At 61.0% G+C, this 15,962-nt stretch carries 14 protein-coding genes; 8 read left to right on the plus strand and 6 right to left on the minus strand.

Annotated features, from left to right (window positions below):
- Nucleotides 1-27 precede the first annotated feature (27 nt).
- From P3T40_RS17495 to P3T40_RS17510, 4 genes are all read left to right on the plus strand, one after another.
- On the plus strand, nucleotides 28-558 hold the full coding sequence (locus P3T40_RS17495) for a hypothetical protein (RefSeq protein WP_429268979.1): 531 nt from the start codon (nucleotides 28-30) through the stop codon (nucleotides 556-558).
- Between the two features lie 151 nt (nucleotides 559-709).
- Nucleotides 710-961, plus strand: coding sequence for a hypothetical protein (locus tag P3T40_RS17500; protein WP_429268980.1), 252 nt, complete (start codon nucleotides 710-712; stop codon nucleotides 959-961).
- A gap of 121 nt (nucleotides 962-1,082) precedes the next feature.
- The gene (locus tag P3T40_RS17505) at nucleotides 1,083-1,469 is read left to right on the plus strand and encodes a trypco2 family protein (protein WP_429268981.1); all 387 of its coding nucleotides are present in this window, start codon (nucleotides 1,083-1,085) and stop codon (nucleotides 1,467-1,469) included.
- A gap of 183 nt (nucleotides 1,470-1,652) precedes the next feature.
- Complete coding sequence (locus P3T40_RS17510) at nucleotides 1,653-1,883, plus strand: helix-turn-helix transcriptional regulator (RefSeq protein ID WP_429268982.1); 231 nt, start codon at nucleotides 1,653-1,655, stop codon at nucleotides 1,881-1,883.
- Here P3T40_RS17510 and P3T40_RS17515 read toward each other — a convergent pair.
- From P3T40_RS17515 to betI, 4 genes are all read right to left on the minus strand, one after another.
- Complete coding sequence (locus P3T40_RS17515) at nucleotides 1,875-3,134, minus strand: tyrosine-type recombinase/integrase (RefSeq protein ID WP_429268983.1); 1,260 nt, start codon at nucleotides 3,132-3,134, stop codon at nucleotides 1,875-1,877. The two genes, P3T40_RS17510 and P3T40_RS17515, sit on opposite strands and share 9 nt — an antisense overlap.
- A 286-nt stretch (nucleotides 3,135-3,420) precedes the next feature.
- Nucleotides 3,421-5,139, minus strand: a complete 1,719-nt coding sequence (betA, locus tag P3T40_RS17520; protein ID WP_429268984.1) for a choline dehydrogenase — start codon at nucleotides 5,137-5,139, stop codon at nucleotides 3,421-3,423.
- A gap of 11 nt (nucleotides 5,140-5,150) precedes the next feature.
- The gene (gene betB / locus P3T40_RS17525) at nucleotides 5,151-6,620 is read right to left on the minus strand and encodes a betaine-aldehyde dehydrogenase (protein WP_429268985.1); all 1,470 of its coding nucleotides are present in this window, start codon (nucleotides 6,618-6,620) and stop codon (nucleotides 5,151-5,153) included.
- A gap of 48 nt (nucleotides 6,621-6,668) precedes the next feature.
- Nucleotides 6,669-7,256 (minus strand): transcriptional regulator BetI, encoded by a 588-nt coding sequence (betI, locus tag P3T40_RS17530; RefSeq protein WP_429268986.1) that lies wholly within the window; start codon nucleotides 7,254-7,256, stop codon nucleotides 6,669-6,671.
- 254 nt (nucleotides 7,257-7,510) lie between these two features.
- On the opposite strand from betI, the gene fdhA reads away from it, so the two are divergent.
- A complete protein-coding gene (gene fdhA, locus P3T40_RS17535) occupies nucleotides 7,511-8,710 on the plus strand; it encodes a formaldehyde dehydrogenase, glutathione-independent (RefSeq protein ID WP_429268987.1) in 1,200 nt (399 codons plus the stop codon).
- Nucleotides 8,711-8,729: 19 nt separating this feature from the next.
- Here the strand turns inward: fdhA and P3T40_RS17540 are convergent, their stop codons facing one another.
- Both P3T40_RS17540 and P3T40_RS17545 read right to left on the minus strand, forming a co-directional pair.
- Nucleotides 8,730-11,282: an adenosylcobalamin-dependent ribonucleoside-diphosphate reductase gene (locus P3T40_RS17540; protein ID WP_429268988.1), complete on the minus strand. Its 2,553-nt coding sequence runs from the start codon at nucleotides 11,280-11,282 to the stop codon at nucleotides 8,730-8,732.
- A gap of 240 nt (nucleotides 11,283-11,522) precedes the next feature.
- Nucleotides 11,523-12,542 (minus strand): GlxA family transcriptional regulator, encoded by a 1,020-nt coding sequence (locus tag P3T40_RS17545; RefSeq protein WP_429268989.1) that lies wholly within the window; start codon nucleotides 12,540-12,542, stop codon nucleotides 11,523-11,525.
- Between the two features lie 425 nt (nucleotides 12,543-12,967).
- Here P3T40_RS17545 and P3T40_RS17550 point away from each other — a divergent pair, with 425 nt between their 5' ends.
- From P3T40_RS17550 to P3T40_RS17560, 3 genes are all read left to right on the plus strand, one after another.
- Nucleotides 12,968-14,242, plus strand: a complete 1,275-nt coding sequence (locus tag P3T40_RS17550) for a serine hydroxymethyltransferase (RefSeq protein WP_429268990.1) — start codon at nucleotides 12,968-12,970, stop codon at nucleotides 14,240-14,242.
- Nucleotides 14,243-14,307: 65 nt separating this feature from the next.
- Entirely contained in the window at nucleotides 14,308-15,279 is a 972-nt protein-coding gene (locus P3T40_RS17555; protein ID WP_429268991.1) for a dipeptidase, read from the plus strand.
- 118 nt (nucleotides 15,280-15,397) lie between these two features.
- The gene (locus P3T40_RS17560) at nucleotides 15,398-15,931 is read left to right on the plus strand and encodes a DUF5943 domain-containing protein (protein WP_429268992.1); all 534 of its coding nucleotides are present in this window, start codon (nucleotides 15,398-15,400) and stop codon (nucleotides 15,929-15,931) included.
- The last annotated feature ends 31 nt before the right edge of the window (nucleotides 15,932-15,962 follow it).

Here is a 15,962-nt window from a genome sequence, read left to right on the forward strand (position 1 = left end):
TTCAACATTAAATCTGGAATCCTTATCATGTGTAAAACTCAGCTAGTTGGCAAGATGAATCGTCGAGACGCCGTTCTCTACGTTCTCACTTCGTGCGCCGATTCGACTGTATCACTTGAGAACGTCGAAGCTTTTTATCACGTCATGAAAGACGGTCGCGGAGTTCGCCAGTTTTCCGCACATTTCACAAGGGACGGCATTGTTAAAAACCCACATATGCTCGCATTCGTTGCAGGTCCGTTTGGGGTGCCGATTTCAAACGCCCTTTCGAGAATGTGTGTAGGGGTCAAAATGGGGCCGCACAAACTAATACGGATTATGCTCGCTGGCCTGATGTATCTGCATTCGCGCGACCTGATCAGCGACGCGACTATCGATAAGTCGATTGAAGCAACCCTGGACACAGCGCGGGCTCGCGAGTTTCCTGGATGCGAAGAAATCATAGACGGTTACTGCGATTGGGCGGCCGCTCACCTTCGTGCATCGAATCTACCGCCTGACGTGATTGAGCGCGCGATCGAAGACGTAGAGTGCGCTATCGGACGGGTGACCGCGTGAACAACGATCAAGGCACAGGACCGCAACTGCCTAGTACTTTCATTGCCGATGCACTGCACACCATAATGCTTGCATATGCGATGTTCAGGACGTGGGCCGCGAGTAAAGCCCTGTTCAAACACCTTAAAGAGAAATTTAAGAGGAAAACGAAATGACTCACACTGAACGGAACGACAAAGACAAGGCTGAAATGTTGCCGCACGTGCTGTTTTCGCTGCGCTCGATCTGCGAAGGCGATGCGCCGAATCAAGCTTTGCGGGTCGCTGCACTCCGAGCCTTGAAAGCATTCGGCGGCAATGGTGCCGGCGCGCGATACAGCCTGTCGAAAATTGTTGCTACGGAAGCCGAATTATCGGAGCTAGCCGCGATGCATGCGGACGCTGTCGAGCGCGGGCGTCGCTAATTCGGCTTCCGTCTTTTCGCCATGACCTGTCATAGTTAGCGGCGGCGGTGTATTGTTGCGGGTGGTGGAAGATTTCCCGGGCATTCGTCCGTCACGGTCGCAAAACGTTGCTGAGGATAAAATGAATTTAAGTGAATTCGTAAAAGAAGTTCTTACTGAGATTGTCGCCGGGGTTGTTGCTGCTCAACAAGGTAAGGACGGAGCCTTTGTCGTTCCGGGCTTCGATGGCGGCCACCAGTACGCACGAAACGATCGGTTTTCGTCGAATGCAAGTCTCAAATCGACCGTCGTTGATTTCGACATAGCGCTGACCGTTGAGGAGTCTAAGAGCGCGGGAGGCGGCGCGGAAATTAAGGTTTGGGGCGTAGGGGCGAAAGCTAAGGGTGATCTATCTGCGAAAGATACGAGCGTAAGTCGAGTTCAATTCGCGATTCCTATACTGCTGCCCGAAAGTCAAAGGTCGTGGTTTGAGGAAATTCAGAAGAGAAATGAAGAAAAAGCGAAGTGACCCTGTCGGCCAAAGGTTAAATCGAACATAACGTAAGCGCATCACGTCACGGGCCGACCCGCTGACGCTACCCAAAGCCGGACCCTTTGGCCGCAGCTTGCCGCAGACGGTAAGCGAACAAGAAATAGAAGTAACCCCGCCTAGAAAGCGTGCGGGTTCCATCCACACACGGAACTCGTATCCATGCACAAACAGTCTTCCCGATTACACAAGCCCGCTTTGCTCGATATCGACGGCACGGCCGCCTATGTTGCACTTTCGCCTATGGGGATCCGTCGACTGATCGCGGCCGGCGAGTTTCCGAAGCCGCGCGCATTGTCACAGCGTCGAGTTGGCTGGCTGGTACGCGAACTCGACGCGTGGTCGGAAGCGCTACCCGTCGCGGATATGCTTCCTGTTGGCTGTTCAGAGTGATTCGAGGTAGGCGTCGAGTTTGGCGAGCCAGAACAGCTTCTCTTCGCCATACGAGTAGCGGTTATAAACGCCCGCGACGCCTGGCATGATATGCCCTAGGACCGCTTCGCCTATTTCGTGCGGACACTTCATTTCCGCGAGCATGGTCCGCGCCGTGCGCCGCAGATCGTGCGGGCTCCAATGCGTGACAGTCAGGCCCGATTGAATCGGGTTCCGGCTGTACGGCTGATGCTTGTACGCGGCTTCGCTGATCGTGCCTTGCTGCGTGAAGCCGGCGCCGTCTTCCGACGGAAACAGATACCCCTTTCCATGCGCCTGCTTGCGGGCGGTGACGATCGCCGCAGCGCGACCGAACAGCGGAACCCGATAATCCGTCGCTAACGCCCGCTTGGCGTTTTTGGTCTTGCGCTTCGGACACGTCCACCACAGCACGCCGTCTTCTTCGCGCACCTCGCTACCTTCCATTTGCACCAGTTCGCCACCACGCGCACCAGTCCACAGATACAGCGTCAGGACGTCCGCTAGCAGGTTCGACGCGCGCGGCAACCATCCGAGTAGGGCGCCCACTTCGGCGGCTGTCAGAACCCGCTTTTCGGTCGTCCGCTCGCCGTCGCGCATGCGACCTTTCGAGCGCAGCTTGCCGCGAAAAACGTTGCGCCAGTGGTTAGCCGTCTCTTCGGGAAGCTTGCCCGAATCTATGCCGAAGTCCCACGCCTGCGCGAGTTCGGACTTAAGCTTGATCGCGAGCGACGGTGTCTCGTCCGCAACCTTTTCGATCAAGCTGTAGGCGTCCGCGCGCGTGATTGTTCCGGCCGCGCGAGTGTCGAGCGGTTCGAGCAGGCGCCGCAGCATGTTCGACACAGACCGCAGACCGGCCGCGCTCCGTTTCTTCCCGATCGATTCAAGGTAGTCGTATCGCAACATGCTCACGGTGTACGCGGACGCCTCGCCGGCTGATTCTGACGTGGCGCCTTGCCGCTGCTTCTTCTTTTCCTTGGCAACGTCTACGCCACTGTCGCGAGCGGTTCTGGCGGCATCCCATGCGGTGATCGCCTGCGGATAGGTGAGCGAATTCCATTCGCCTAGTTTGATTTGCCGCAGCTTGCCGTCTTCCGGTGACCGGTAGCGATAGATCCAGGTGTAGCGCTTCGTGACGTCGCCGCTTACGTGAATCCGCAAACCGGGGTGATCGTCAATCGATACCATCGCGCCGGCCGCGAGTAGTCGTATTTTCCTGGCGTCGAATTTCATGGTGTAGTTTCCCGTTGGTGACGGGCGAAATACTACACCAGACGTCAAAACGTAGTGGTTCGTTTTGGTGCGTTTTGGTTGCCGTAAATGATCGGCCGAAGCCTTGCAACGCCCGCCAGTATTGGGTTATGCGGTCTCAAGCCCAATGCTGGCGGGCCTCGGCGAAAATTCCCTATAAATCCTTTCAGTAGACTTGACCATTAAAGGCCGACATAGAACGAAATCGGCATTCGGATGGAACGGGCGCGCCATGTTGCGTCGTTAAAGCGCGGCGCGCCCTTTGTGCTCAATCCGCGTGCGCGGCGGCTTCCTGCGTGAGGCTCGTCGAACGTGCAGACGTGCCGCGTGCCGGTGCACCGCCGGCCACGAAGTAGGGCGTATCGACCCGCGCCAGTGCAGCGCGGCCGCGAATGCGGTCGGCGATCTTTTCGGCGAGCATGATAGTCGGCGCGTTCAGGTTGCCGGTAGTGATACGCGGCATGATCGACGCATCCACCACCCGCAGGCCCTCCAGACCGTGCACGCGGCCTTCATTGTCGACCACCGCCATCTCGTCATAGCCCATCGCGCACGAACACGACGGGTGATACGCCGTTTCGGCGCGCGCACGCACGAAGGCGTCGATTTCCGCGTCGCTTTGCAGTTCCGCGCCGGGGCTCAGCTCGCGGCCACGGAAACGATCGAGCGCCGGCTGGCGGATGATCTCGCGCGTAATGCGGATAGCGTCCCGGAACTCGCGCCAGTCGAGCGCTTCGGCCATGTAGTTGAAGAGAATCGACGGATGCTCACGCGGATCACGCGAGCGCAGCTTGACGTGCCCCCGGCTAGGCGAGCGCATGGAGCCGACGTGCGCCTGGAAGCCGTGCATCTTGATTGCGTTGGTGCCGTTGTAGTTGATCGCCACCGGCAAGAAGTGATACTGGATGTTCGGCCACGGATCGTCATCGCGGGTGCGGATAAAGCCGCCAGCCTCGAAGTGGTTGCTCGCGCCGATGCCGGTGCCCTTGAGCATCCATTCCAGCCCGATGGCCGGCTGATTGCGCAGCAGCAGCGCAGGATAGAGCGAGACGGGTTCCTTGCACTCGTACTGCATGTACATCTCGAGGTGGTCCTGCAGATTCTGACCCACGCCCGGTAGATCGAGCACAAGCGGAATATCGAGTTCGCGCAGCCACGCCGCGGGGCCCACGCCCGAGCGCTGCAGAATTTGCGGCGAGGCGATCGCGCCGCCGCATAGCAGCACTTCGCGGCGTGCGTAGGCGGCGACACTTGCTCCGCCATGCAGATAAGCGACACCGTTGGCGCGCTTGCCCATAAAGAGGATGCGATCGGTGGTGGCGTGCGTGACGATGGTCAGGTTCGGCCGCTGCCGCGCCTGATCCAGATAGCCGCGCGCCGTGCTGGCGCGCCGGCCGTTGGCGGTCACGGTACGGTCCATCGGGCCGAAGCCTTCCTGCTGATAGCCGTTCAGATCGTCGGTGCGCGGATAGCCAGCCTGCACACCCGCTTCGATCATCGCGCCGAATAGCGGATTCGCACCGGGCTTGCTGGTCGTCACGTGAACCGGGCCATCGCCACCGTGATACGCGTTCGGGCCGATATCGCGCGTTTCCGCCTTCCTGAAGTATGGCAGGCAGTCGAGGTAGCTCCAGTTTTCGAGGCCTTTGCGTTCGGCCCAACCGTCGTAATCAAGTGCGTTACCGCGGATGTAACACATGCCGTTGATCAGCGACGAGCCGCCGAGCCCTTTGCCGCGCCCGCATTCCATGCGGCGGTTGTTCATGTGCGGTTCGGGTTCGGTTTCGTAGGCCCAGTTGTAGCGCCGTCCTTGCAGCGGATAGGCAAGTGCAGCAGGCATCTGCGTGCGGAAATCGAAGCGGTAGTCGGGGCCGCCCGCTTCGAGCAGCAGCACGCTGACGTCCGGATCTTCGGTCAGGCGCGTGGCGAGCACATTGCCCGCCGAGCCCGCGCCAATCACGATGTAGTCGTATTCTTTCGCTGCCATGCTGCACCCCCTCAAAACACCGGCTGGTACTTGCCCAGTTCGACCTGGATGGACTTGATGCGCGTGTAATGTTCGAGCGTCGTGATGCCGTTCTCGCGGCCCACGCCCGACTGCTTGTAGCCGCCCACCGGCATTTCCGCCGGCGATTCGCCCCATGTGTTGATCCAGCAGATGCCGGCTTCGAGGCGGTGAATGACGCGGTGTGCACGCGAGAGGTTTTCGGTGACGACACCTGCAGCGAGGCCGTAGATCGTGTGGTTGGCGCGGGCGATTACTTCGTCTTCATCGCAGAAGGTCAAGAGGCTCATCACCGGGCCGAAGATTTCTTCGCGCACGATCTTCATCTCGTCGCTGCAGTCGGCGAAAACAGTGGGTTGCACATACTGGCCGCGGGCGTAGTCGCCTTCGACGAGGCGCGCACCGCCCGCCACCAGACGCGCGCCTTCGCGCTTGCCGCTTTCGATGTAGCCCAGCACTTTATCGAGTTGAAGCGCGCTCGCCAGCGGGCCAAAGTTGGTCGTCGGGTCGGAGGGCTTGCCGATGCGGATGCGCTTCACCCGTTCGACTATCTTCGCTTCGAACGCCTGCTGTACCTTGTGGTGAACGAATACGCGCGTGCCGTTCGTGCAGACCTGGCCGGCGCTGAAGAAATTCGCGGTGACGGCGATGTCCGCGGCGCGGTCGAGGTCGGCGTCGTCGAAGACGATCAGCGGCGACTTGCCACCGAGTTCCATCGTCACTTCCTTCAGCGACGAAGCGCCCGCTAGCGACATCACCTTCTTGCCCGTTTCGACACCGCCGGTGAACGAGATCTTGGCGATGCCCTCATGCCCGGCGAGCAAGGCGCCCACTTTGCCGTCGCCCTGCACGACGTTGAATACGCCCGCCGGTACGCCGGCTTCCAGGTAGATTTCCGCCAGCTTCGAAGCGGACAGCGGCGTGACTTCGCTCGGCTTGAAGATCATGGCGTTGCCGGCGGCCAGCGCCGGTGCCGATTTCCAGCAGGCAATCTGGATCGGATAGTTCCATGCGCCGATGCCGGCTGTGACGCCCAGCGGTTCGCGGCGCGTGTAGACGAACGATTCGGCGCGCAGCGGAATCTGCTGGCCTTCAATCGCGGTAGCGAGGCCCGCGTAATACTCGATGACGTCGGCGCCGGTCACGATATCCACTGCGCGCGTTTCGGCAATCGGCTTGCCCGTATCGAGCATTTCAAGCTGGGCGAGTTCGTCGTTGCGCTCGCGTAGCAGTTCCACCGCGCGGCGCAGAATGCGCGAGCGTTGCATCGCGGTCAGCGCTGCCCATTTGCGCTGACCTTCTCGTGCGGATTGCACGGCCCGGTCGATGTCCGCGGCACTCGCCTGCTGCACGGTCGCGAGTTTCTCGCCGGTGGCCGGATTGAAGGTGTCGAAGGTGGTGCCGCTGCTGGCATCGACATATTCACCGCCGATGTAGAGACGTTGCAGGCCGAAAGAGGGCATCAGGTTTCTCCTTGAAGGCTTGGTACGTGCTTCGCTTTATGTGAGGCCTCAGGCCTCGGGCGCAAGCAACATGTCGATGTAGTCGTTGGCGAGCCTGAGGGCCGCTTTGGTGTCGAACGGATCGCCGGAGAGCGCACCACGCAACCACAGTCCGTCGATCATTGCAGCCAGGCCGCTCGCTGCGCGCCGCGCGTTGGCGCGCGGCAATACCTTGGCAAATTCGGCGCACAGGTTCGAAAACAGCCTGCGCGTGTTGACGCGTTGCAAGCGCCGTAACTGCGGCTCATGCATGCTCTGCGTCCAGAACACGAGCCACGTTTTCATCACCGGGCCGCTCAGCTGGCTCACGTCGAAATTGGCTGCCACGATGGCGCGCAGGCGCGCGCGCGGTTGCGGTTTCGCCGCGATGCGCCGGCGTGTGGTGGCGGCCCACAAATCGCGCAGGATATGCCGCATCGTGGCTTCGAGCAGGCCGTCCTTATCGCCGAAATAGTGGCTGACGATACCGGTTGAAATGTTGGCGCGCTGCGCCACCGAGGCCAGCGTGGTACCTGCAAGGCCGGCCTCGTCGATGGTTAAAAGGGTGGCGTCGATCAATTGCGCGCGACGCACTTCGCGCATTCCGACTTTTGGCATGTCTCTCAGGTTCTAGCGTCGAAAGACCTCACTCTAGCGGTTTTTTATTGATCGTTCAATCAACAAAAAGTGCGTGACGGGTTGGTTTGTCGGTTTGGGGAAAGCTCATGTCGGGTTTTGCACACTTGTCGCAGGGCCTCAGGGAATACGCTCGAATCAGCGGCGTTTGCCGGGTGCCGTGGCGAACAGCGCTGTCAATTGGGCAACCAGTCCGGCAGTTAATCGAGCAGCTAGACGAACATGGAGACGAGACAATGAGCAGCAATCGCGGTGTGGTGTATCTGGGTGAGGGCAAGGTGGAAGTGCGGCCCATCGACTATCCGAAGATGGTCGATCCGAATGGCCGGGCAATCGGCCACGGCGTGATTCTGAAGGTGGTGTCGACCAACATCTGCGGCTCGGACCAGCATATGGTGCGCGGCCGTACGACGGCCGAGGTCGGGCTGGTGCTGGGCCATGAAATCACCGGCGAGGTGGTTGAACTGGGCCGCGATGTCGAGACACTGAAGATCGGCGATCTGGTCTCGGTGCCGTTCAACGTGGCTTGCGGACGCTGTCAGACCTGCAAGGAACAGCATACCGGCGTGTGCCTGAACGTGAACCCGTCGCGCGCAGGCGGAGCGTATGGCTACGTGGATATGGGCGGCTGGATCGGCGGTCAGGCCGAATACGTGCTGGTGCCGTATGCGGATTTCAATTTGCTGAAGTTTCCGGATCGCGACCGCGCGATGGAGAAAATCCGCGATTTGACCTGCCTGTCCGATATCTTGCCGACCGGTTATCACGGTGCGGTGATGGCGGGTGTGAAACCGGGCGCGACGGTGTATATCGCCGGGGCGGGTCCGGTCGGCATGGCGGCTGCCGCTTCCGCACGGCTGTTGGGTGCCGCATGCACGATCGTTGGCGACATGAACGCGGAACGGCTCGCGCACGCGCGCGCAGTGGGTTTCGAAACCGTCGACCTGTCGCTCGATGCGACGCTTGGCGAGCAGATCGCACAGATTCTCGGCAAACCGGAAGTGGATTGCGCGGTTGACTGCGTTGGCTTCGAGGCCCACGGCCATGGCAGCCACGGACATCACGAAGAAGCACCCGCCACCGTGCTGAATTCGCTGATGGACATTACGCGGGTGGCCGGCGCCATCGGCATTCCGGGCCTCTATGTGACCGACGATCCAGGCGCAGCGGACGCGGCTGCGCGCAAGGGCAGCCTGAGCATTCGCTTCGGCCTCGGCTGGGCGAAGTCACACTCGTTCCATACCGGGCAGACGCCGGTCATGAAATACAACCGTAATCTGATGCAGGCGATTCTGTGGGACCGTCTGCCGATTGCGGATATAGTCAATGTGACGGTGGTGTCGCTCGATGAAGCGCCGGAGGGCTATCGCAAGTTCGACGGCGGTGCACCGCGCAAGTTCGTGATCGATCCGCATGGGTTGCTGAAGGCGGCTTGATCGAGCGACGGGCGCGTGTTTATCCGCACGCGCCCACTTCTCCGCAGGCCGTACAAAAGTCGCAACCGTCCTTGCGGATCACCGCATTGGCCCCGCAGGTGCCGCATTTGCGGCCTAGCATCGTGCGCAACTGGTTGATGCCTTCAGTTTCGGACGACGCGTCATGGTCGCTGCTCGTCGCATTGGCGAGAGCGGGCGTCGGTGCAGGTGTTGCAATGGCTTGCTCGCGCCCGAGCCGGGCTAGCACGCGTGAAGGAACCTGATTGCCTTCGGCATCGAGAAAGCCGCGCCGGTGCAGGATCTGCTGGATCGCGTAAGCCAGCGCCGCGACTTCGGAATCGTGCCAGAGCGGCGAGCGATGGCCGTCGAGCCGTTGCACTTCACCCAGCCGCACCTGGCCGCGGTCCCACGAGACCTTGCGCAGATCCTGCAGATTGCGCGCCACGAAGCCGCCGCGCGCGGCGAGCGACAGCGAGCGCATCTGCGCGGTGATCCACTGCTGCGATTCGTCGCGCTGGCCGACCGGAATGAAGAAATCGATGGGCCGCTCGATCGTCACGTCTTCACCTGCAAGGCGTCCTGTGACTTCCATGAACGACACCGCGACATAGAGCGATTTCTTGCCGGCCTGGGTCAGGTACTCGACCTTTTCGATAATTGCTGGGAGTTCGCCCTTGGGGCGATGGTCGATGGCGATACGCAGCGGGTCGAGATCTGCTTCGGTAAGCGAATCATCCGGTTGCTGGGGCGTCACGCTCAGAACCGCACCGAGCGTTTCGTTGGGCCGGTACGTAGCGAGTCCTTTGAGGCCGCCCTTCCAGGCATCGAAGTAGAGGCTCTCGAATGCTTCAAACGGGTAATCGGCAGGCACGTTAACGGTCTTCGAGATCGACGTGTCCACGTAAGGCTGCACGGCCGCCATCATGTCGAGATGGTCGCGCGCCGACATTTCCAGTGCGCTGATGAAGTAGTCTGGCAGCTCCGCGACATCGCCGCCCAGTTCGCGGTACAGGCGATACGCATAGTCTTCGACAGCGAACGATTCGCGGCTGCCATCGGCCATCACCTTCATGCGCGTGTACGTCCACGAGAAGGCGGGTTCGATGCCGTTCGAGGCGTTGTCGGCAAACGCGAGGCTTACCGTGCCGGTTGGCGCGATGGACAACAGGTGGCTGTTGCGAATGCCATCGCGGCGAATTGCATCCTTGATGTCGTCGGGCAGGCGCGAAGCGAATGTGCCGTCTTCCAGGTAGCGTTTCGCGTCGAATAACGGAAACGCGCCGCGCTCGCGAGCGAGTTCGACGGAAGCACGGTACGCCTCATCGCGCATCAGCCGGGCGATGCGCACCGCAAGGTCGCGGCCCTCAGGCGAGTTGTAGCGCAGGCCGAGCATCACGAGCGTATCGCCGAGGCCTGTAAAGCCAACGCCGATGCGCCGCTTGGCGCGCGACTCATCGTACTGCTCGGGCAATGGCCACAGCGTCACATCAAGCACATCATCGAGAAAACGCACCTGGGTGCGGGTGCTTTGCGCCAGCGCATCCCAGTCGAAAGAAGGTGTGCCGCCTTTGCTCTGAGCAAACGGGTCGCGTACGAAGCGCGTCAGATTGAGCGGCCCGAGATTGCAGCAGCCATAGGGTGGCAGCGGTTGTTCGCCGCAGGGATTGGTTGCGCGAATCGTTTCGACTGCGCGCAGGTTGTTGTCCTCGTTCATCCGCGAGATGAACACCACGCCCGGCTCGGCCACGTCATAAGTGGAGCGCATGATGCGGTCCCAGATCGCGCGGGCCGGTTTCTCGCTGTAAATCCACAGGCCGTCTTCGCGCTGCTGCATGTCATTAGCGGCGCGCAACGCCGGCGAAGGTTCGGCACGATGCACGAGTTGCCACGGTTGATTCTGTTCGACCGCGCGCATGAATTCATCCGTAATGGCGACTGACACGTTGAAATTGTTCCAGCGGCCCTTCGAATGCTTGGCCTCGATGAATTCGAGCAGGTCAGGGTGGTTGCAATCGAGCACGGCCATCTGCGCGCCGCGTCGCGAGCCCGCGCTTTCCACCGTGCGGCACGACGCATCGAACACGTCCATGTAACTGCACGGACCGGAGGCCGAGGAACTGGTGGTGTGAACGCGCGCACCTTTCGGGCGGATCGCCGAAAAGTTGTAACCGACCCCGCCGCCGCGGCGCATTGTCTCGGCCGCCTGCAGCAGCGCGACGTAGATGCCCGGCAAGCCTTGCTCGTCGACACCCTGGATGGCGTCGCCCACCGGTTGCACGAAACAGTTGATTAACGTCGCGGCGATGCCTGTGCCAGCCGCGCTCATGATGCGGCCTGCACCTAGCGCGCCATGGCGCAGATTTTCTACAAAACGGGCTTCGATGGTTTCGCGCAGGGCCTTGGGTTCGGCCATGGCGACGCCGCGGGCGACACGCCGGTAGACGTCGTCGGCGGTTTGCTCGTCGCCTTTGGCGTACTTTTCCAGCAGGACGTCGAGAGAGAATTGTTGCGGCGCAACCAGGAGGCGTGTTGCGGAGGGAGTGGGACGGGTTTCAATGCTGTCGTCTGCCATGGTCCAGCCTTTAACGGCGCCGCGGATCGCGCGGCGCAATGGTGGAAAGCGGCCACTCTAGCGGGCTGCCGGTGCCCGGGCTGTGACGTGCCGCAACGAACTCACCATAGCTTACGCGGCTGTTAGCCGCAATCCAAGGCATGCCAGCAGAAGGGATTCTCGAGGCGTGAGATAGCCGCGCTGGACCTACGCGCGGCACGATAGAACGTGATGGAGGCCGGCGAAATGGGCCGGCCGAGCTCAGACCTGCAGGGCGATACCGAGTGGCGCTCCGGCGGGCATGGTGTGGGCCAACGGTGCAACCTGCTTGCGCCGTTCCCGCGTAGGCGCAGTGCCGAACGCGTCCCGATAGCTCTTGCTGAAGTGGCAGGCAGACTGGAAACCGCAGGCCATCGTGATGTGCATGATGGACATGTCGGTCTGCAGCAGAAGTTCGCGAGCGCGCCGCAAACGCAAGGTCAGGTAGTAATGCGTTGGTGTCATGCCGAGGTGCTCGCGGAACAGGCGCTGCAATTGCCGCTGCGACATGTTGGCAAGGCGCGCGAGTTCCTCGCGCGACAACGGCTCCTCGATGTTGTTTTCCATCAGCGCGATCACTTCGAACAGCGACTTGTTCGCCGAGCCAAGCCGCGCAACGAGTGGCATGCGTTGCTGCGCGTTGGTGTCGCGCACGTGTTCGACGATAAACTGCTCGGCGATCTGCGTGACGCGCGCGGTGCCGACGCGCGCCGCAATCAGGTTCAGCATCATGTCGAGCGGTGCGACGCCGCCGGTGCAGGTCACGCGGTCGCGGTCGATCACGAATAGTTCTTTCAGGAAGCGCGTATCCGGAAACTCTTCCTTGAGCGCGGACATGTTCTCCCAATGGATCGCACACGCATAACCGGCCAGCAGTCCTGACTTGGCAAGCGCATAAGTCCCGGTGCACAGGCTGCCGAGCGCGACGCCGGCGCGCGCAAAACGGCGCAGCGTTGAAAGATGGGCAGGGGTGGTTTCGCGTTGCACGTCGATGCCGCCGCACACGAACACGATATCCGGCTTGCCTACGCATTCGGCGGGGCCGGTGTCGACCGCGAGTCCGTTGCTGGCCGAGACCGGGCCGCCATCCGGGCTGATGATCGACCAGCGGTAGAGTTGTTGTCCGCTCAGGTAGTTCGCCATCCGCAGGACTTCGATTGCGTTGGTGAACGCGATCATCGTGAAGTTCGGCAGCGGCATGAAAGCGAAGTGGGACAGCGACGCGGTGCGGTCAGGCGACATGGTGCGGGTGTTCCTTCAGCTCTATATTGTGTTACGGCCGTCGTGGGGGAGACGGCTCCGTCATTCTGGGTTCGAGGGCAACAAGCGTGCCATACGGCTAAACCCTGGCTTCATCAAGCCGGATGAAAGAATGCGGGGCGCCGCCGCACCGCGCATGTGCGGCGCAGGCACTGTTCACGGGCGGCTCGCGCACGCAAGCAGTGCGGGTGTGAGTTCCACAAGCACGATTCGCACGACCGGTCACTTGTCCAAAATGGACTTGAATGGCGGAAAAGGCAAAGAACGCGTCTGAAATCGTAAATTGACGTTTCCGATGAGAGAGAAGAATAGAGCCGTCGGTAGCCGGTGGCAGCAGGCCAGTCAAGGGATTCACAGGGTTTCGCGGACTGCCTCCATCACTGCAATCCATTACTCACGGAACGCCCATGTCGAACGTCAACCCTTTCTTTTCGCAGACTCTCGCCGAACGCGATGCGCCGGTGCGCAGCGCGGTGCTTAAAGAGCTCGAGCGGCAACAGTCGCAAGTCGAGCTGATCGCGTCGGAAAACATCGTGTCGCGCGCGGTACTCGAAGCGCAAGGCTCGGTGCTGACCAACAAGTATGCGGAAGGTTATCCGGGCAAGCGTTACTACGGCGGTTGCGAATTCGCCGATCAGATCGAGGCGCTGGCGATCGAGCGCGTCAAACAGCTGTTTAATGCGGGCTACGCCAATGTGCAGCCGCATTCGGGCGCGCAGGCCAATGGCGCCGTGATGCTCGCGCTCACCAAACCGGGCGACACGGTGCTCGGCATGTCGCTCGATGCGGGCGGCCACCTGACCCACGGTGCGAAACCCGCGCTCTCCGGCAAGTGGTTTAACGCCGTTCAATACGGCGTGGATCGCGAAACGCTGCGGATCGATTACGACCAGGTGGAAGCGCTGGCGCATGAACATAAGCCCACGCTGATCATTGCCGGTTTCTCCGCTTATCCACGTGTGCTCGACTTTGCGCGCTTCCGCGCGATTGCCGATAGCGTCGGCGCGAAGCTGATGGTGGATATGGCGCATATCGCCGGCGTGATTGCCGCGGGTCGTCATCCGAATCCGGTTGAATACGCACATGTTGTGACCTCGACCACTCACAAGACCCTGCGCGGCCCGCGTGGCGGCTTCGTGCTGACCAATGACGAAGACATCGCCAAGAAGATCAACTCCGCCGTCTTCCCGGGCCTGCAGGGCGGCCCGCTGATGCATGTGATCGCCGGCAAGGCAGTGGCATTCGGCGAAGCGCTGCAGGACGGCTTCAAGTCGTATATCGACAGCGTGCTGGCCAACGCCAAGGCGCTGGGCGAGGCGCTGAAGGAAGGCGGTGTCGATCTGGTCACGGGCGGCACCGATAACCACTTGCTGCTGGTGGACCTGCGTCCCAAGGGCCTGAAAGGCACCCAGGTTGAACAAGCCCTGGAGCGCGCGGGCATCACCTGCAACAAGAACGGCATCCCCTTCGATACGGAAAAGCCCACGGTCACCTCCGGCATTCGCCTCGGTACGCCGGCCGGCACGACGCGCGGCTTCGGTGTCAGCGAGTTCCGTGAGATCGGCCGCCTGATTCTCGAAGTGTTCGAGGCGCTGCGTGTCTCGCCTGAAGGCGATGCGGCCACCGAACAGCGCGTACGCCGCGAGATCTTCGCGCTGTGCGAGCGCTTCCCGATCTATTGATTCGCTGTCACGCCAACTTACTTTAAGCGCAGCGCCCCACACGCCAGCCAGATGGAGCAAACAGAATGAGCACTCTGCACGAGAACAGCATCATCATCGACGGTCTGAATATTTCGCGGTTCGACCGTTCGGTGTTCGAGGACATGCAAAAGGGTGGCATCACTGCCACGAACTGCACGGTCTCGGTCTGGGAGAGTTTTGCCAAGACTGTCGACAACATCGCGTTGATGAAGCAGCAGATCCGCGAGAACAGCGAGTTGCTCACGCTCGTGCGCACCACCGACGATATCCTGCGTGCCAAGAAAGAAAAACGCACTGGCGTGATTCTCGGCTTCCAGAACGCCCATGCGTTCGAGGACAACCTGGGCTACATCGAAGCCTTCGCCGATATGGGCGTGCGCGTCGTGCAGCTCTGCTACAACACACAGAATCTGGTCGGCACGGGCTGCTATGAGCGCGATGGTGGTCTATCCGGCTTCGGCCGCGAAGTGATCAGCGAAATGAACCGCGTCGGCATCATGGTCGATCTGTCGCACGTTGGCGGCAATACCTCGTCGGAAGCGATTGCCTTCTCGAAGAAGCCGGTTTGCTACTCGCACTGCCTGCCCTCGGGTCTGAAGGAGCATCCGCGCAACAAGTCCGACGAGCAACTGAAAGAGATCGCCGATGCGGGCGGTTTCGTCGGCGTGACGATGTTTGCGCCGTTCCTCAAGCGCGGCATCGATGCGACGGTGGAGGACTATGTCGAAGCCATCGACTACGTGGTGAACCTGATCGGCGAAGACACGGTAGGGATTGGCTCCGATTTCACGCAAGGCTATACCGTCGATTTCTTCGACTGGATCACGCACGACAAGGGCCGTTATCGCCGTCTGACGAACTTCGGCAAGGTCGTGAATCCGGAAGGCATCCGCACGATTGGCGAATTCCCGAACCTGACTGCTGCGATGGAACGGGCAGGCTGGAGCGAGACGCGCATCCGCAAGATCATGGGCGAGAACTGGGTGCGCGTGTTCCGCGACGTCTGGGGTGCCTAAGGGGCGCTCAAGGCCCATTCAATCCCGCTCTTACTGCGTATCCAATACATTGAACCGGCGACGGGTGCCTTGAAGAGCACCCGCGATCGATAGCGCTTACCCCACGGAGTTACACGCGATGCAACCGCAACTGCCGATCGACGTCGATCCGAATACCGGCGTCTGGACCACCGACTCGCTGCCGATGCTGTACGTGCCGCGCCATTTCTTCACCAACAACCACACTGCAGTCGAAGAAGCGCTGGGTCGCGACGCCTACGCGGAGATCCTCTACAAGGCGGGCTACAAGTCCGCTTATCACTGGTGTGACAAGGAAGCGAAGCAACACGGCATCAGCGGCATGGCTGTCTTCGAGCACTACCTGAACCGGCTGTCGCAACGCGGCTGGGGCATCTTCAAGATCGTCGAAGCCGATCCGGCGAGCGCTCATGCACGGATCGAACTGCACCACTCGTCGTTCGTGCTGGCGCAGCCGGGCAAGGAAGGCAAGCTCTGCTACATGTTCGCAGGCTGGTTTGCCGGCGCGATGGACTGGGTCAACGACACCACCGAAGCGGGCAAGAATGCACCGCGCTCGCAGTCGAAAGAAGTGCAGTGCGCCGCTGAACACCACGCGCATTGCGTGTTCGAAGTGTCGCCGCTGGCTAATTAGAAGACTCGTAAAAAACTCGTTTTATTCGAAC

Source organism: Paraburkholderia sp. EB58 (assembly GCF_050436665.1).
Taxonomy (GTDB): Bacteria; Pseudomonadota; Gammaproteobacteria; order Burkholderiales; family Burkholderiaceae; genus Paraburkholderia.